The following is a 16679-nucleotide window of genomic DNA, read 5'->3' on the forward strand; positions in this document are numbered from 1 at the left end:
GGTTCAGCATGACCGACCGTCTCGAGGCGACTCCGGCGCCCGTCGAGCCCGCGGCGCCCACCCTCGACGCCGACCTGCCCGAAGGCGCCGAACCGGCCGACCTCACCACCGAGACCGGGCCGCAGGCACGGATCATCGGCGTCGTCGTCACGCACAAGCGCCGCGAGCTGCTCGCCGAATCGCTGAAAGTCCTCGCCTCGCAGTCGCGGCCGATCGACCATCTGATCGTCGTCGACAACGCCAACGAGGACGAGGTGGCCGAACTGGTCGCCCAGCAGCCGATCGAGGCCACCTACCTGGGTTCGCGCCACAACCTCGGCGGCGCGGGCGGTTTCGCGCTCGGCATGCTGCACGCGCTCACCATGGGCGCCGACTGGGTGTGGCTGGCCGACGACGACGGCCGCCCCGATGGTCCCGAAGTGCTTGCGACGCTGCTGGATTGCGCGGGCAGGCACAATCTCGTCGAGGTGTCGCCGGTGGTGTGCGACATCGACGAACCCGACCGGCTCGCCTTCCCGCTGCGCCGCGGCGTGGTGTGGCGGCGACTGCGTTCGGAGCTCGGCGACGAGGACTTCCTGCCCGGCATCGCGTCGCTGTTCAACGGCGCGCTGATCTCGGCCAAGGCGGTCGACCTGATCGGCGTGCCCGATCTGCGGCTGTTCGTGCGCGGTGACGAGGTGGAGGTGCACCGCCGCCTCGTCCGCTCCGGCCTGCCCTTCGGCACCTGTCTGCAGACCGCCTACCTGCACCCGAACGGGGCGGAGGAGTTCAAGCCGATCCTCGGCGGGCGGATGCACACCCAGTACCCGGACGATCCGGTGAAGCGCTACTTCACCTACCGCAATCGCGGCTACCTGATGTCGCAGCCGGGTATGCGCAAGCTGCTGCCGCAGGAATGGATCCGGTTCTCCTGGTTCTTCCTGGTGACCCGGCGCGATCCGGCCGGTCTGCGGGAGTGGTTCCGCTTGCGCTCGCTCGGCCGCAACGAGCAGTTCGGCAAGCCGGACTGAGCCGCGGCGGGCCGCCGGCGCGAAACCGGCGACCCGACACGTCAGCGGCGCGGCGCCGAGCCCCGGCCCGAGCTGTTCCCGACCTGGTCCCTGCCGGACTGGGTCGGGCCGGAGGACTCACAGGGCCGGTCTGTTCCGCAGGCGGCCCGGCCCGATTCCCCGCCCCCGCCGAGCGAGCCCGCCACGGCGACCGCGGTCCGGGCGGCCGGTTCCGCGGCCGCGACGCCTGCGCCGAGCAGGCCGATCGCGGCGATCAGGGTGGCGGCGATTGCTGTCTTCATGTGTTCCCCTCCGGGTTGTTCGACATGATCAGGGTGCGCGGCGGTGACTGCCGAAATCTTGTCGATCCCTTATGGTGTTCGGCCTTGTGCCCCACCATGTTTCGGCGTGGGTTCCGCAGGTCGCGAGATCGACGCCTGGAAATTCGGTTGCCGGGTTCGTGGATGTGGGGCAGAGTTCAGAGTGACGTTGGAGAGGAGGTGGATGTCCGTGAGTACACGCATGCGGATTGCCGTGCCCGGGGCGCGCGAGTACGCGGCCGCCCTGGCTGTTCCGGACATCACCTCTACTCGCTGAACCCTGGTCGGGTTCGGCGCCCGACGAAGGATCTCACTCATGGTCGACTACGACCGTCTCGTCCCTTACGGCTGGACCGAAGCCGTAGCTTCTGACTATCTCCCCGTTCTCACCGAGGGTTTGACTCCGGCACGCATCGTCCGGATGGATCGCAGCGAATGCGACGTGGTGACTCCCAGCGGGCCTGCACGCGCCGGCTGTCCACGGGAGATCACCGGGCTGTGCACCGGTGACTGGGTCGGCATCGACACCGAAGGCATGGTGCGGCAGCTGTTGCCGCGGCGTTCGGCGATCATGCGCTCCTCGGTGTCGGGGCGCTCGGTCGCCCAGGTGCTGGCGGCCAATGTCGACACCGTGCTGATCTGCACTGCGGCCGACGGCGACGTCGACCTGGGGCGGATCGAGCGGATGCTCGCGCTGGCCTGGGAGAGCAACGCGCAGCCGGTCGTCGTGCTCACCAAAGCCGATGCCGCGGTGGATATTCCGCTCGACGCGGTGCGTGCTGTCGCGCCGGGGGCGAGTGTGCTCGCGGTGAGCGCCTCGGCCGGGATCGGGCTGGACGTGCTCACGGCGATGCTCGACGGCACCGTCGCGTTGCTCGGACCCTCCGGTGCCGGCAAGTCGACCCTGGCCAACGCGCTGCTCGGCGCGGAGGTGTTCGCCACCAACGCGGTGCGCGCGGTGGACGGCAAGGGCAGGCACACGACGGTGCATCGCGAGTTGCGGCCGCTGCCCGGCGGCGGCACCCTCATCGACACCCCCGGCCTGCGCGGGATCGGCCTCTACGACGCGGCCGACGGCATCGGCAAGACGTTCAGCGACATCGAGTCACTGGCCGCCGAGTGCCGCTTCGCCGACTGCGTCCACCAGACCGAACCCGGCTGCGCGGTCCTGGCCGCGCTGGCCGACGGCACCCTCCCCGAACGCCGCCTCGCGAGCTACCGCAAGCTGGCCAAGGAGAACGAGTGGATGGCCGCCCGCACCGACAAACGCCTGGCCGCCGAGCGCGCCCAGGCCTGGCGATCCATCACCAAACAGCAGCGCCGCCTGAACCGCGAACGCGGCCGACGCTGAGGTCCTACCGCGGGGGTGCGCGAACCCGCACCCCCGTGTGTGGTGGTCGGTGCCGCAGGGGCCGATCACCGGCCGCCTGGCCACTCGGGCCGCCCCACACCGAACGCTCGTCGGTGGTGAACGGTGATCTTGTTTCGCGGCGGGGCGATCCGGGTATTTCGGGCGGAGCCGAACTCGGCGGGAGGCGAGGCCGATCGCGCGGTAGGGTTCGGGCGCACGGTTCGCTATCCGGAGGCTTGATGAGTAACCCCGGCGATTTTTCTCCGCCACCGCCCCAGCCCGCAGTCCCCGGTACCGGTGAATCAGGAAGTGCGCCAACGCCTTCCGAAACAGGATCGCACTCAGCCCCCAGCCTGCCCACCCGTGGCTCGCTGGGCACCCCGCCACCCGGCCTCGACCGCCCCGCCGCGGCCCCGAGTCCGCCGCCGCGACTCGACCAACCCTTCACCCCCGACTTCGGACAGCCACCGAGGGACCCGGGCAGCGCCCCCACCACACCGTCACCGGCCCTCAGCCAACCGCCCGCCAACGCCACACTCCGGTTCGGCGATTCACCTGCGGCCAACCGCCCGACACCAAGCATGGGCACATCGACGAGCACCCCCGCCCACGCCGGAGCCGACGCTCCAACTGCCGGTCAACCACCTGTGACGCCGGGTCCGGCGCCCAACTTCGGCACGCCACCGAACGATCCGGCCAGCGACCTCGCGGGAGACGGGGCTCCGGTCTTCGGACAGCCGCCTGCCGGGCCGGGCATCCCCGCACGCGGCTCGCTTCCAGAGCCTGAAGCGCCGGCGTTCGCCCCGCCACCCGGTCCGGGCGGCCCGCCTCCGGGATTCGGCCAACCGCCCGGGTCTGCCGCTCCCCCATCAGGATTCGCCCACCCTCCGATGCTTCCTGGTCACCCCACGCCACCCCCGCCCGGCGGAATGGTGCCTGGATTCGGCCAGCCGACTCCCAGCCCAGCCACACCGACTCCGAGGTCCGGACCTGCGGCCACCGCCTTCGGTCAACCACCGTCGGGGCCGGATCACCCGATCCCGGGATTCAATCAGCCACCCTCAGGACCGAACCACCCGATCGCCGGACCCGGTCAGCCGCCCTCATCGGTGAGCGGCACGGCTCCCGGGTTCGGGTCTGCGCCGGGCTTTGGGCCACCGTCAGGGCGGCCGAATCATCCGCTCGCCGGATTCGGCCAGCCGCCCGCACCCGCAAGCGGCACAGCTCCCGGATTCGGACAACCAGCTGATGCGCCTGGTACTCCAGCGCCCGGCCTCGGACTGCCACCGTCAGGGAATCCTCCGTCTGGCTTCGGGCACGCGCCCTCAGTGCCCGGCGGGCCGGTTCCCGGGTTCGGGCCGATGGCGCCGGGAACGCCCGCTTCCGGGTTCGGTCAGCCGCCTTCCGGACCTGGTGCTGGTTCCGCCGCGCTGAGCAGCCCGGGTATCGGGATCGTGCAGGCGGGGTCCGCCGGTGGGGGGCATGCGTCCGTGCCGGGTATCGGTCCCGCGCAGTCGTATTCGGGGCCGGGCGGTGCGCAGGCCTCTTCCCCCGGAATCGGGCAGGTGGCCGGGTCGAATCCGGCGCACGGGGGTGGGTTCGGGCCGCCGGGCAATCCGCTGGTCGGGCAGGCGCCGACGCCGCCGCCGGGGTACGGGCAGCCGCTGCGCAGTGCGCCGGGGTTTCCGGCGCGGCCGCCCGAGGTGGGGACGAAGTCGTTCGACGGGTTCGCTGCCGCGAACAGTGGGCCGCGGGCCGGGCAGCCTCCGGCCGGGCAGCAGGGGGCCAATCCGCCCGGAATCACGGTGGATTCGTCGTATCCGGCCGTCTCGTTCATGTTGTCGCTGGTGCAGCCGAAGATCTTCGTCAACGGACAGCCGGTGCCGCACGCGCGGTGGGGGCAGACACATGTGCCGGTCGGGCCGGGGCAGTACCACGTCCGCGTGGTGACGCCGTGGCTGACGGAGATGGGGCCCGCGGAGATCCAGGTCCCGGTCACGCCGGGGGCGGGGAGCAAGGTCTACTACAAGCCGCCCGCGGTCATCTTCTTGAAGGGCGCGATCGGGCAGGAACCGCAGAAGACGCCCGGCATGCTGTTCATGCTGCTGCCGTTCGCCGCCCTGGCACTGGTGTTCCTTCTGATGATCGTGCTCGCGGTGGCCGGTGCCTGACCGGACGGACGACATCGCCGAGCCGAACCGGGTCTGACGGTCACGACCCTCGACCGACGAAAAACACCGCACCGGAACGGATTCCGGTGCGGTGTGCGGTTTTCGAGCTCAGCTGGGGTCGATGCCGTACAGCCTGGCCCAGTTCTCCCGGCTGGTGAGCTCGGGGACGGCGGCGCGGTACTCGGCCTGCAGCGCGGGCAGTTCCTTGCGGAGCTTGCGCAGCGTGCGGTAGGTGCGGATGAGCAGCGCGCGGGCGCGAGCCTTGTCGCGGCGGCGTACACGCACACCGGACTGCGAGGCGTCGGTGACCACCACGTGGTCGAACAGGCCGACGTGCCACCAGTGCGCGTCCTCGCGGGTGACACCGATCAGCCCGTGCTGGGTGCGCCCGGTCCACTGCGTGATCGCGCGCTTGATCAGCACCAGGGTGATCCGGCTCGGCTCACCGCCTGCCCGGCGGACCTGGATGTCGGCGGAGTTCACCGGCGGGGTCGCGGCGGGGTGCTTGATGGTCTCCGGGTAGTCGCCACGGGTGCCGCGGGCGGCGGCGAGCGCGTCGATGCCGCCGTCGCGCAGCACCTTCGGGCCCTTCATGAAGTCCTCGATGCCCTGCAGGGTGGTGTGCACCAGGCCGTACTGCATGCCGACGAGGTGCTCGGCGATGTAGCGGAAGAAGTCCCTGGTGATCGCCTTGCCGTCGAGATCGGTGTGCAGCGCGCCGACGATGAGCGAGTTACGGGTGGAGAAGTAGCGCGCCCAGTCGTCGTAGTCCTTCCAGTAGAAGTCGGCGTGCCACACGGCCGCGTTGGGCAGCGTGACGGTGACGAACCCGTGCTCACGCGCGCGGATGCCGTACTCGACGTCGTCCCACTGGAAGAAGATCGGCACCGGCAGGCCGATCTTGGCGACCACCTCGGCCGGGATCAGGCAGGTCCACCAGGCGTTGTAGCCCGCGTCGACGCGGCGCTCCTGGTTCTTCTTGAGCATGGAGGTGTTGCGCAGCGCCTTGGGCACCTTCTGGCCGTGCTTGAGCTCGTGCAGCTTCACCTCCTCCGCGCCGACGTTGAGGTAGTCGGGGTTGAGCAGGAACAGCATCTGCGCGCCGACCAGGGTGGGCTCGACGGTCAGGTTCGCGAAGGCCTGCAACCGCAGCACGGTCTCGGGCTCGCAGAGGATGTCGTCGTCCATCAGGATGACGTCGGCGTGCTCGTTGGCCGCCGACACCTCGTACAGGCCGCGGGTGAAGCCGCCCGCGCCGCCGAGGTTGGGCTGGCGGATGTAGCGCAGCTTGTCGCCGAAGTCGGGACGCACCTGCTGGAACAGCGGCCGGTTCTCGACCAGGTCGGTGCCCTGGTCGACGACGTAGACGGCGTCGATCGCGCCGAGCACGGTCGGGTCGGAGGCCAGCGCGGCGACGGTGTGCGCGCAGTCCTCGGCGCGGTTGAAGGTGCAGATCGCGATCGCGACCGGGCGCACCTTCTCCGGCGCCTGCGCGGTCCAGGCGAGCTCGGCGATGTCGAGCTCGCCGCCGATCGCGTCGAACTCGAGCCACAGCGCGCCGCCGTCGACGTACTGGTCCAGCGGGGCCGTCAGGCTCACGTAGCCGCTGCTGGTGGCCACGAGCGAGGCGATGATGCGGCGGTGGCCCGCGATGTCGGAGGCGACGAGGCGCACGTTCGCCTTCGAGCCGACTCGCAGGTTCGCGGTGGCGGTCACCTCGGTGACGGTGGTCCAGCGTTGCCAGTAGCTGGCGGCGAAGCGACCGAAGTAGGTGTTGGTGTGCGCGGTGGCGCCCTTGGGCAGGTGCAGCGACAGGCGCTCACGCACCGCGGCGCCGCCCTTGACGACGGCGTACAGCTCGTCGCTCACCCGGGCCGACGGGCCGGTGAAGATGCCCCTCGCCAGTACCAACCGCTCGGGCGCAGCGTGTTCACCTCGCAGCGAGGCGGGCGCGGCGTCGTTCGATTCGGTCACGGCTTGGGTAGCCGACTGCTCCATGAAGTCCTCGAAATTCTCGGTATCGACTGCGCCGGCGCAAGCAGTCACGTGAAGAAGGCGGCGCGGCGGGCGGGGGTGAGAATATCAATCGCCCGGACACGTCGCGCTGTCAGTGAGGTGTCGCCGCACCCCGCGCGTGTTGCTCCTCGGTTGCGGAGGAGCCGGTGAAGACGAATTTGTCATAGGCCCAATAGCGGAACACGACGGCGACGATCTGGCCGATCAACGTGCCGGAAATGTTGTCCGAGAGCGGGCTGGACAGGTCGAGCACATAGCGGGAAAAGCCGAGGCAGCCCAGTTGCAGGCCGATCGCGACGACGTTGAACACCGCGTACAGAAGGTATTCGCGCCCCGGGTTGTCGGTCTTCTTGTGGGCGAAGGTCCACCACTTGTTCCCGAAGTAGGTGACCACCGTCGCGACCGCGATCGCGATGATCTTGGCGGGCAACGGCGCGTGATAGAGCACACCCTCGGAGAAGGAGAATCCGCCGCCCCAGAACACCAGCAGGTTGTAGGTGCCCGCGTCGACGAGGAACCCGATCGCGCCGACGACGAGGAACGCGGCGCCCTGCCGCAGCGCCGTCCAGACCTTCGACACAAAAGACCTCGGCTCACTCTGCTGCGACACGCCCCGACGGTAACCGACCCGCACATCCCGACCTCGAGGAGGGATCCGCCGCGCAGCGGCGGGTCGCGGCCGGGTCGCTGGTCAGTGCTCGAAGCGCAGGCGCCGCAGGCGCGAGTCTCGAGCGCTGGCCAGCGGCCCTTGGGGCCGCGACTCGAGCGCACCAGCGCTCCATGTATCCGGTACCCTCCCGGTGACCCAATTGCTGCCTACATCGAGGATTGACCCGGGTGGACTCCACCGAGCTTCGCATTGCCGCCGTGGTCCCCTGCCACAACGAAGAGGCCGCGGTCGCCAAGGTCGTCGCCGACCTGAAGGCCGCCGTGCCGGGGATCGTCGTCTACGTCTACGACAACCTGAGCACCGACCGCACCGCCGAACGCGCCCGCGAGGCCGGGGCGATCGTGCGCTACGAGAACACCAAGGGCAAGGGCAATGTGGTCCGCCGCGCCTTCGCCGACATCGAGGCCGACGTCTACCTGATGATCGACGGCGACGACACCTACGAGGCGTCGGCGGCCCCGCTGATGATCAAGACGCTGCTCGAGGGCCCCTACGACCACGTGCTCGGCGTGCGCAAGCAGGACGACAGCGACTCCAGCGCCTACCGCTCCGGCCACGAGACCGGCAACAAGGTGCTCAATGGTGTGGTCGGCAAGGTGTTCGGCGAGAACGTCGAGGACATGCTCAGCGGCTTCCGGGTGTTCTCGCGCCGGTTCGTGAAGAGCTTCCCCGCGGTCTCGCGCGAATTCGAGATCGAGACCGAGCTGACCGTCCACTCGCTGCACCTGCGGGTGCCGCAGACCGCCGTGCAGGTGGGCTTCCGCGACCGTCCGGCAGGCAGTGAGTCCAAGCTGCGCACCTACCGCGACGGCACCAAGATCCTGGCGCTGATCCTCGGCCTGGCCCGGCACGAACGCCCGGTGGCGTTCTACGGCCTGTTCGGCACGATCACCTGGCTGATCTCGATCATCCTGACCGTGCCGATCGTGATCGACTTCTACAACACCCACGAGGTGGCGCGGTTCCCCACGCTGTTCCTCGGGTTCACCCTGGTGCTGCTCGGCAGCCTGGCCTGGACCGCCGGACTCATCCTCGACGGCATCCGTCGCTCCCGTCACGAGGCCGCGCGGCTGATCTACCTGCGCTATTCGGCGGCCGGCGTCACCGAGGACATCGCCGCCGGAGACCGTAGGTGACGACTTCGACCGAGCCCGACACCGTGGTCGAGCCGAGCAAGACCGTTCCACCCGCGCCGAGCGCCAAGGATCGCGTGCTCGCCCCCGTGCGCGCGCTGAACCGCAGGCTGGGCGCGGCCACCGTCGCCTTCGCGGTGCTGGCCACCGTGTTCGGCGCCCTGTTCGCCGTGCTCACGCCGCCGTTCTGGGGGCACGACGAGCTGACCCAGTTCGGCCGCGCCTACCAGGTGGCGCACGGCGGGGTGTTCCCGCAGCGCATCGCCGACGACCGCGGTGTCGCCTACGGCGGCGACATCCCGGTCAGCGTGGACGCGCTGATGGGCTACGCCTTCCGCGACTACAACGACAACCCCGACGAACCCGACGCGATGGTCGCCGACCCCGGCGCCTACGACCGGCTCGGCGCCGCCGAGATCAGCTCGGCCACCAAGCCGATGTGGTTCACCAACACCGCCGCCTACTCGCCGGTGCCGTATGTGCCTGCCGCCGTGGGCATCCGGCTCGGCGAGGCGCTCGGTCTGAATGTCGGCGGGATGTACCTGCTGACCAGGCTGGCCGGCCTGGTGGCCTATCTGGCGGTGGTCGGCTTCGGCCTGTACGCACTGCGGGAACGGCGCAGCCAGTGGCTGGTGTTCACCGTGGCCGTGCTGCCGATCGCGCTGTTCCAGGCGGGCACCGTCACCGCGGACACGCTCACCAACGCGCTGGCGATCATGGTGTCGGCACTGCTGCTGAAGGCGCTGTTCCTCGGCGACCGGCTGCGGCCGGTGGAAACCGGCGCACTGCTGGCCGCGACGATCGCGCTGCCGCTGAGCAAGCCGACCTATGTGCTGCTGGCGATGCTCGTTGTCGTCGTGCCCGCCGACCGGCTCGGTTTCAGCGGCAAACTGAAATTGATCCCGTGGGTTTTCGCCGCGGTCGGTGGCACGCTTTTCCTGGCCTGGACCAAGATCGCGTCGGCGACCGGCGAGGGCATGGGCCTGATGCGGCCGCAGCACCAGTGGTACGAGGTGCGTCCCGGTGATCAGCTGAAGGGAATCCTCAGCGACCCCGTGCAATTCGTGCACACCTTCGGTGAGAGCATCGCGCTGCGCGATCACCGCTGGTTCAACCAGTTCTTCGGTGAACTCGGTTTCGCGTATGTGGACGTGCCCGCCATTTCGATGCTGGCGTGCCTGATCGCGTTCGCGGTGAGTTTCGGTATCGCCGATCGGATGAACAGCGCCACCGCCACCTTCAAACGCACCCTGATCGTGGCGCTGACGGTGCTGGCGAGCGTGGCGATGGTCTACGTGACGCTGTACATGTCGTTCACGCCCGTCGATTTCTACATCATCGACGGCGTGCAGGGCCGCTATTTCGTGCCGCTGGCGATCATGGGATTGGCCGTGATCGCGCGCTGGGTTCCGTTGCGGCTCACCGATTCCGCGGGCGTGATCCCCACCCGCGGCACGGCGATCACCGTCACCTGCGCATCGCTTTTCGCGCTGATCGCCGCGGCCGCGACGTATTACACCGTCGTCTGGGGCTGAGCCCCGGGCGACGGTGCGCCGACTACAGCGTCCGCTCGCCGGCGTCGGCGTAGGCGCGTTCGGTGGCGGCCTTCTTGGGCCGCCACCAGTCCTCGTTCTCGCGGTACCAGGTGATGGTGTCGACCAGCCCGGCCCGGAAGTCCGCGTAGCGCGGTGACCAGCCGAGTTCCGCGCGCAGCAGGCTCGCGTCGATGGCGTAGCGCTGGTCGTGGCCGGGGCGATCGGTGACGTGGTCGAAGTCGGCGGGGTCGCGGTCGAAGGCTTCCAGGATCATCCGCACGACACTGAGATTGTCGAGCTCGCCGTTCGCGCCGATGAGATAGGTCTGCCCGATCCGGCCGCGGTCGAGAATGTCCCACACCGCGCGATTGTGATCGTCGACGTGAATCCAGTCGCGCACCTGATGGCCCGCGCCGTAGAGCCGGGGCCGCACACCGTCGATCAGATTGGTGATCTGGCGCGGGATGAATTTCTCGACGTGCTGATACGGGCCGTAATTGTTGGAGCAGTTCGACAGCGTCGCCCGCACGCCGAACGAACGGGTCCAGGCACGCACGAGCAGGTCGCTGCCCGCCTTGGTGGCCGAATACGGGCTCGACGGGTTGTAGGCGGTCTGCTCGGTGAAGGCCGGGTCGTCCGGGGTGAGGTCGCCGTACACCTCGTCGGTGGAGACGTGGTGATAGCGCACGTCGTGGCGGCGCACTGCTTGCAGCAGCGAGTAGGTGCCGACGATATTGGTCTGGACGAACGGCCACGGCTCGGCGAGGGAGTTGTCGTTGTGCGATTCGGCGGCGAAATGCACGACCGCGTCGACACCGCTGACCAGATTGTCGACCAGGTCGAGATCGGCGATGTCACCGTGCACGAATTCGATGCGGTCGGCCACCGAATCCAGGGACGCCCGGTTTCCGGCATAGGTGAGCGCGTCGAGGACGGTCACCTGAACATCCGGGCGCGTGGCCACGGTCTGCTGGACGAAATTCGCACCGATGAACCCGGCCCCGCCGGTTACGAGCACTCGCACGACGCCAACGATACGTGCTCATCCGCCCCTTCCGTGTCGGCAGGCCGCGGAGTTCCGTTGCCGCAGCGCGCCACAACTGTGACGGTCTCGCGATCTACACTGTGACGTCCGTCACTAGCTACCACGCCAGGTTAAGACTAAGAGTTTGGTTTCCTGAGAAAAAGCCCGGTCAACGCTCAGGTTTCGTTCTCCGCACTGGGATCGGGGTATCTATGGTGAACGGAATTTGAATGAGCGGTCACAGGCGGTTCACCGGGCGTTAGCTGCGAGGGATTTTGATCTACGGGTCCCCTCCGAAAGCTCCAACATCGAGGTCTACCTGAAATGCTGATGAGGAAATTCGCCGCCACCTCGGCGCTGCTGATCGCTGCCATGGGCGTCACCGCCGGTACCGTGCACGCCCAGGCGCCCGAAGAGGCCGCCCCGATCAACTACAAGGCCGAGGTCGTCGACGGCGCCAAGTCCGTCATCACCACCGACGCCGGCTCCCTCGTCGTCGAAGACGGCGTGTTCAAGATCAAGGCCGCCAACGGCGCCACCGTCGCGGGCACCCCGCTGTCGTTCCGCCTCGACGACTACGAGCTCCCGATCGCCGCCGAGATCTCCGGCAACACCGCCGTGCTGACCCCGCAGCTGGACCCGGCCAAGGCCATCTACAAGCCCGTCGCCCTGCCGTATGAGGACAAGGCCCCCTGGAAGACCGAGTACGAGCGTGAGCAGGCCGCCTGGTCGCGTCTGACCTCCACCATCTCCATGGGCGCCACCATCGGCACCCTCGCCGGCGGCCTCGGTGGCGCGGCCATCGGCTGCATCGCCGGTGCCGCCGCCGGTCTGGTCGCGACCGGTGTCCTGCTGGCCCTCTTCGGTGCGGGCCCGATCGCGGGCTGCGTCGTCGGTGCCACCACCATCGGCGCCCTCGGCGTCATCCTGGGCCAGATCTTCGTGACCGCCCCGGTCGCGATCGCCGCCGCGGTCCAGTACTTCACCACGATCAACCAGCCCTTCACCCCGCCCGCCAAGTAATTCTCGGCAGCACGAAGGCAACGAACCCGCTCGGAGCATTCCGAGCGGGTTCGCTTCGTTTCCGGCCGAGCCGGTTCGGCCCTACGCGGTGTGCGCCCGCTGGGCGGGTTCCAGCGCCGCCCGCACGAACTTGGCGACCCGGCCGAGTACGGCACGGCTCTCCGGCATGCTCGGCAGGATGCTCATGAACGCGTGCACCTGACCGCGCCACAGCTCGAGCGTCACCGGGACGCCCGCCGCGGCGAGCCGATGCGCCATCAGCTCGCAGTCGTAGCGCAGGACCTCGTCCTCGGCGGCGATGAGCAGCACCGGCGGCAGCCCGGCGAGATCGGCGTTGACCGGCGACATCGCCGGATCGAGCGCGCCGAGGCAACCCATCCGCACCACCGCCGACAGGCCCTTGAGCGGGATGTAGGCGTCGCGGCCCGCGTTGACGTAGGCCTCCTTGGCCACGTGATCCAGATCGAGCAGCGGGCTCAGCCCGACGAGCGCGGCGGGCAGCGGCAGGCCGATCTCGCGGGCGCGCAAGGCGGTGGCGAAGGCGAGATAGCCGCCCGCGGAGTCACCGGCGAAGGTGATCCTGGCCGGATCGGCGCCGTGCCGCAGCAGCCAGCGGTAGGCGAGGACGCAGTCGTCGATCGCCGCGCTGATCGAGCCGGGCAGCTGCCGGTACTCGACATTGAGCACCGCGAGCCCCGTCCGCCTGGCGATGCCCGCGGCGATCGCGCGGTGCGAATGCAGCCCGCCGACGGCGAAGCCGCCGCCGTGCATGTACAGCACCGCGCCGTGGCGCAGCGCGCGCGAGCCGCCCGCGGGACGCACCATCTCCATCTTGAAGCCGTCCATGGTGATGCCCTCGCGCTCGATGCCGTGCGGTTCGGGCCGCAGGCGCGAGAGCAGGTCGACGGCGAGGGCGCCGACGGGAATGGTGGTGCGGTTGATCGGCACGGTCCGCAGCAGCGGGCCGACGACGCCGACGCACGCGCCCATCAGCACCCGCGCGGAGGTACTCGTTCGCCCCGAGTTGACGATGATGCCCTGATCGGGCCTGCTGACTGTCTTCTTCGCCGTGACAGCGGGGGTGATCGAGCCCACCACACCGGGTCCGGGGATCTTCGTCGCTCCCATCGCGCACCTACCTCACACTGGTGCGTCGACCGCGGACCGGCGCAGATCTCCGGGTCCGATGTCGGCGCTGACATCTAACACAGTGATGTTTCACACATCGACGTTCACCTAATCAGAAGAACGCCGTGCCTGTAGCTGTTATCGCCCGACACACCAGAACACGAAACCTTCGTGATCAATTCGTCGACGTGTCGGAACCTCCCCGACTCCGCGACGGCGGGAACTGGCAGACTTCCCCCATGCGCGGAATCATCCTGGCGGGCGGCACCGGTTCGCGGCTGCACCCCATCACGCGCGGGGTGAGCAAGCAGCTCGTCCCGGTCTACGACAAGCCCATGGTCTACTACCCGTTGTCCACCCTCATGCTGGCAGGGATCGACGACATTCTGGTGATCACCACGCCGGAGGATGCCGCGGCGTTCGGCAGATTGCTCGGTGACGGCAGCCAGTTCGGCGTCTCGATCAGCTACGTGGTGCAGCCCGAGCCCGACGGGCTCGCACGCGCCTTCGTCCTCGGCGCCGACCACATCGGCACCGAGCCCGCCGCCCTTGTGCTCGGCGACAACATCTTCCACGGCCCCGGCCTCGGCGCCAGCCTGGAGCGCTTCCACGACATCGACGGCGGCGCGGTCTTCGCGTACTGGGTCAGCGACCCGACCGCGTACGGCGTGGTGGAGTTCGAGCAGGGCAGGGCGGTCTCCATCGAGGAGAAGCCGAAGGTCCCGCGCTCGAACTACGCCATCCCCGGCCTCTACTTCTACGACAACGACGTGGTGGAGATCGCCCGCGAGCTGAAGCCGTCGGCGCGCGGTGAATACGAGATCACCGATATCAACCGGGCCTACCTCGAACAGGGCAGGCTCAGCGTCGACGTGCTCGCCCGCGGCACCGCCTGGCTCGACACCGGCACCTTCGACTCCCTGCTCGACGCCGCCAACTACGTGCGCACGATCGAGGAACGCCAGGGCCTCAAGATCGGCGTGCCGGAGGAGGTGGCCTGGCGCCGCGGGCTCATCACCGACGATCAGCTGTGCGAACTGGCCGAACCGATGGTGCGCTCCGGCTACGGCCGCTACCTGCTGGATCTGATCGCGCGCGGGAAAGACTGGTAGGCATGCAGATCCGTGAACTGGCCATCCCCGGCGCGTGGGAGGTGACGCCGCGGCTGCTCGGCGACGACCGCGGCATGTTCTGCGAATCGTTCAAGGCCTCGGAATTCGAGAAGGCCACCGGGCGCCCGTTCGAACTGCACCAGGTGAACACCTCCGTCTCGGCGGCCGGCGTGCTGCGCGGCATCCACTACACCGAGGACCCGCCCGGCCAGGCCAAGTACGTCACCTGTGTGCGCGGAGCGTTCCTCGACGTCGTCGTCGACCTGCGGCCCGGCTCACCGACCTACGGTCGCTGGGACAGCGTGCTGCTCGACGACGTGCACCGCCGCTCGGTGTTCCTGTCCGAGGGCCTCGGCCACGCCATCCTCTCCCTGGAGGACCGCTCCACGGTCACCTACCTGTGCTCGCTCGAGTACACCCCCGAATTCGACCGCGATCTGGACGCTTTCGATCCCCGGCTGGCCATCGAGTGGCCGACCGTCGGCCGCGACGGCAGCCCGCTCACCTACATCCGCTCCGCCAAAGACGAAGCGGCGCCGCGTCTTTAGCGGCTGGCGCCGCGGGTTTTCGGCCTCGTGACCTCGCCGCAAACATTTGTTGTCGCGTCGGATCGGCATGCGAACGGCACCACCCGCGCTGGGTGGTGCCGTTCGTTGCCTGGCTCGGATCAGCCGACCGGCTCGAGCTCCTTGGTGCCGTTCACCGGCACCTCGGTGACACCGGCCACCTCGTCGACCCGCGGACGGGTCAGGCGGGGCAGGAAGACCGTCAGTGCGACCAGCGCGCCGACGATCGTGACACCCGCCGCGAACACCAGGCCCGGCCGGTAGGTGTCGAGCATCTGCTGCGGGGTGGCGCCCGCGCCGTGCCCGCCGGAGGTGACGATCGCGGTGGTCACCGCGAGCACGATGGCCGCGCCGACCTGCATCGAGGTCTGTAGCACGCCGGCCGCCAGGCCCTGCTCGTCGTCATCGATGCCGCTGGTGGCCTGCACGTTGATGGCGGGGAAGCCGACCCAGCCGATGCCGATCAGCAGGATGGCGGGCAGCAGCACGGTCAGGTAGTCCGGCGCGGTGTCGACCCGCAGGAACAGCAGGTAGCCGACGGCCATCACGACCATGGTGACGGCGATGACCGGCCCGGTGCCGAAGCGGTCGATCAGCTTGTCGGAGAAGAACGCCGACCCGACGACGAGCACGCCCACCGGCAGCAGCGCCATGGCCAGCTTCAGCGGCGACCAGCCCAGCGAGTCCTGCATGTACAGGGTGACGATGAACTGCCAGCTGAAGTACGAACCGGCGACGGCGATGATGGCCAGGCTGGCCCGCACCAGCGACACCTTGCGCAGGATGCCCAGGCGCACCAGCGGGTGCTTCACCCGCTGCTCGGTGATCACGAACGCGGCGAACAGCGCGACGACCGCGACGAACGAGCCGATCGTGCGGGCCGAGGCCCAGCCCACTTCGGGCGCGGTGACCACGGTGTAGACGAGCAGCAGCATGCCCGCCGTCGAGAGCAGGGCGCCGAGCAGATCGTGTCCGCCCTCCTCGGCCTTGCCGTCCTTGGGCACCAGCACGAAGGCGGCGGCCAGCGCGGCCAGCGCGATCGGGACCGGCAGCAGGAAGGTCCAGCGCCAGCCGACGCCGGTCATCAGACCGCCGAACAGCAGACCCATGGAGTAGCCGCCCGCACCGAAGACGGTGTAGATGGACAGCGCCTTGTTGCGCGCCTTCCCCTCGGCGAAGGTCGTGGTGATGATCGACAGGCCGGTGGGCGCGGTGAACGCGGCCGCCAGGCCCTTGATGAAGCGGGTGACGATCAGCAGCGTCGGGTCGCTGACCAGGCCGCCGACCAGCGAGGCGAGCGCGAAGACCGCCAGCGCGATGAGGAAGACCTTGCGGCGCCCGAGCAGGTCGGCGGTGCGGCCGCCGAGCAGCAGCAGACCGCCGTAACCGAGGACGTAGCCGCTGACGAGCCACTGCAGGGTGGAGGTGGACAGATCGAGTTCGGCGCCGATGGACGGCAGCGCGACACCGATCATCGAAACGTCGAGACCGTCGAGGAACAGAACGATGCACAGGGTGATCAGCATGCCCCAGAGGCGTAGGGGCCACCTGGTGGTATCAGCCGCCTGATCTGCGGCCGAGAGTGTTGCCGGCGAAGTCATGCGGGGAACATTACATGCACACGCATTAAATGCCAACACA

Annotated in this window: 14 protein-coding genes; 8 read left to right on the plus strand and 6 right to left on the minus strand. The window is 69.1% G+C overall.

The genetic code is table 11. From position 1 onward, the window contains the following. Window positions 1–8 precede the first annotated feature (8 nt). The gene (locus AB0H56_RS18090) at window positions 9–1010 is read left to right on the plus strand and encodes a glycosyltransferase family 2 protein (RefSeq protein WP_357164159.1); all 1002 of its coding nucleotides are present in this window, start codon (window positions 9–11) and stop codon (window positions 1008–1010) included. 41 nt (window positions 1011–1051) lie between these two features. On the opposite strand, the gene AB0H56_RS18095 is transcribed toward AB0H56_RS18090, so the two are convergent. After that, window positions 1052–1291 carry a hypothetical protein gene (locus tag AB0H56_RS18095; RefSeq protein ID WP_357164162.1) on the minus strand — a complete coding sequence of 80 codons (240 nt, stop codon included), beginning with the start codon at window positions 1289–1291 and terminating at the stop codon, window positions 1052–1054. A 334-nt stretch (window positions 1292–1625) separates the two neighbouring features. Here AB0H56_RS18095 and rsgA point away from each other — a divergent pair, with 334 nt between their 5' ends. Next, window positions 1626–2660, plus strand: coding sequence for a ribosome small subunit-dependent GTPase A (gene rsgA, locus AB0H56_RS18100; protein ID WP_357164165.1), 1035 nt, complete (start codon window positions 1626–1628; stop codon window positions 2658–2660). A 1490-nt stretch (window positions 2661–4150) separates the two neighbouring features. After that, complete coding sequence (locus AB0H56_RS18105; RefSeq protein WP_357164168.1) at window positions 4151–4831, plus strand: hypothetical protein; 681 nt, start codon at window positions 4151–4153, stop codon at window positions 4829–4831. A 108-nt stretch (window positions 4832–4939) separates the two neighbouring features. Here AB0H56_RS18105 and AB0H56_RS18110 read toward each other — a convergent pair whose 3' ends face one another. After that, window positions 4940–6829 (minus strand): glycosyltransferase, encoded by a 1890-nt coding sequence (locus AB0H56_RS18110; RefSeq protein ID WP_357164171.1) that lies wholly within the window; start codon window positions 6827–6829, stop codon window positions 4940–4942. A gap of 109 nt (window positions 6830–6938) precedes the next feature. Further along, window positions 6939–7457, minus strand: a complete 519-nt coding sequence (locus AB0H56_RS18115) for a GtrA family protein (protein WP_357164174.1) — start codon at window positions 7455–7457, stop codon at window positions 6939–6941. Between the two features lie 227 nt (window positions 7458–7684). Here AB0H56_RS18115 and AB0H56_RS18120 point away from each other — a divergent pair, with 227 nt between their 5' ends. Both AB0H56_RS18120 and AB0H56_RS18125 read left to right on the plus strand, forming a co-directional pair. Next, on the plus strand, window positions 7685–8653 hold the full coding sequence (locus AB0H56_RS18120) for a glycosyltransferase (RefSeq protein ID WP_357164177.1): 969 nt from the start codon (window positions 7685–7687) through the stop codon (window positions 8651–8653). Beyond that, entirely contained in the window at window positions 8650–10185 is a 1536-nt protein-coding gene (locus AB0H56_RS18125) for a DUF2142 domain-containing protein (protein ID WP_357164180.1), read from the plus strand. The genes AB0H56_RS18120 and AB0H56_RS18125 overlap by 4 nt, the downstream gene beginning before the upstream one ends. A gap of 22 nt (window positions 10186–10207) precedes the next feature. On the opposite strand, the gene rfbB is transcribed toward AB0H56_RS18125, so the two are convergent. Beyond that, entirely contained in the window at window positions 10208–11209 is a 1002-nt protein-coding gene (gene rfbB / locus AB0H56_RS18130; protein WP_357164183.1) for a dTDP-glucose 4,6-dehydratase, read from the minus strand. A gap of 324 nt (window positions 11210–11533) precedes the next feature. On the opposite strand from rfbB, the gene AB0H56_RS18135 reads away from it, so the two are divergent. Next, window positions 11534–12232 (plus strand): hypothetical protein, encoded by a 699-nt coding sequence (locus AB0H56_RS18135; RefSeq protein ID WP_357164186.1) that lies wholly within the window; start codon window positions 11534–11536, stop codon window positions 12230–12232. Window positions 12233–12313: 81 nt separating this feature from the next. On the opposite strand, the gene AB0H56_RS18140 is transcribed toward AB0H56_RS18135, so the two are convergent. Then, window positions 12314–13360, minus strand: a complete 1047-nt coding sequence (locus AB0H56_RS18140) for an alpha/beta hydrolase (protein WP_357164189.1) — start codon at window positions 13358–13360, stop codon at window positions 12314–12316. 239 nt (window positions 13361–13599) lie between these two features. Between AB0H56_RS18140 and rfbA the strand changes: the two genes are divergently transcribed. Together rfbA and rfbC are read left to right on the plus strand one after the other, a co-directional pair. Next, complete coding sequence (rfbA, locus tag AB0H56_RS18145; RefSeq protein ID WP_357164192.1) at window positions 13600–14472, plus strand: glucose-1-phosphate thymidylyltransferase RfbA; 873 nt, start codon at window positions 13600–13602, stop codon at window positions 14470–14472. A 2-nt stretch (window positions 14473–14474) separates the two neighbouring features. Beyond that, a complete protein-coding gene (gene rfbC / locus AB0H56_RS18150; RefSeq protein WP_357164195.1) occupies window positions 14475–15020 on the plus strand; it encodes a dTDP-4-dehydrorhamnose 3,5-epimerase in 546 nt (181 codons plus the stop codon). A 119-nt stretch (window positions 15021–15139) separates the two neighbouring features. Here rfbC and AB0H56_RS18155 read toward each other — a convergent pair whose 3' ends face one another. Continuing rightward, a complete protein-coding gene (locus tag AB0H56_RS18155) occupies window positions 15140–16564 on the minus strand; it encodes an MFS transporter (protein ID WP_357164198.1) in 1425 nt (474 codons plus the stop codon). Between the last annotated feature and the right edge of the window lie 115 nt (window positions 16565–16679).

It is taken from the genome of Nocardia sp. NPDC050717, from assembly GCF_040654275.1.
Classification (GTDB): Bacteria; Actinomycetota; Actinomycetes; order Mycobacteriales; family Mycobacteriaceae; genus Nocardia.

What these genes read in the sequence shown, in the direction of transcription:
- AB0H56_RS18090 (WP_357164159.1), top strand. Translation starts at nt 9, where the DNA reads ATGACCGACCGTCTCGAGGCGACTCCGGCGCCCGTCGAGCCCGCGGCG.
- AB0H56_RS18095 (WP_357164162.1), bottom strand. Translation starts at nt 1,291, where the DNA reads ATGAAGACAGCAATCGCCGCCACCCTGATCGCCGCGATCGGCCTGCTC.
- rsgA (WP_357164165.1), top strand. Translation starts at nt 1,626, where the DNA reads ATGGTCGACTACGACCGTCTCGTCCCTTACGGCTGGACCGAAGCCGTA.
- AB0H56_RS18110 (WP_357164171.1), bottom strand. Translation starts at nt 6,829, where the DNA reads ATGGAGCAGTCGGCTACCCAAGCCGTGACCGAATCGAACGACGCCGCG.
- AB0H56_RS18135 (WP_357164186.1), top strand. Translation starts at nt 11,534, where the DNA reads ATGCTGATGAGGAAATTCGCCGCCACCTCGGCGCTGCTGATCGCTGCC.
- AB0H56_RS18140 (WP_357164189.1), bottom strand. Translation starts at nt 13,360, where the DNA reads ATGGGAGCGACGAAGATCCCCGGACCCGGTGTGGTGGGCTCGATCACC.
- rfbA (WP_357164192.1), top strand. Translation starts at nt 13,600, where the DNA reads ATGCGCGGAATCATCCTGGCGGGCGGCACCGGTTCGCGGCTGCACCCC.
- rfbC (WP_357164195.1), top strand. Translation starts at nt 14,475, where the DNA reads ATGCAGATCCGTGAACTGGCCATCCCCGGCGCGTGGGAGGTGACGCCG.
- AB0H56_RS18155 (WP_357164198.1), bottom strand. Translation starts at nt 16,564, where the DNA reads ATGCTGATCACCCTGTGCATCGTTCTGTTCCTCGACGGTCTCGACGTT.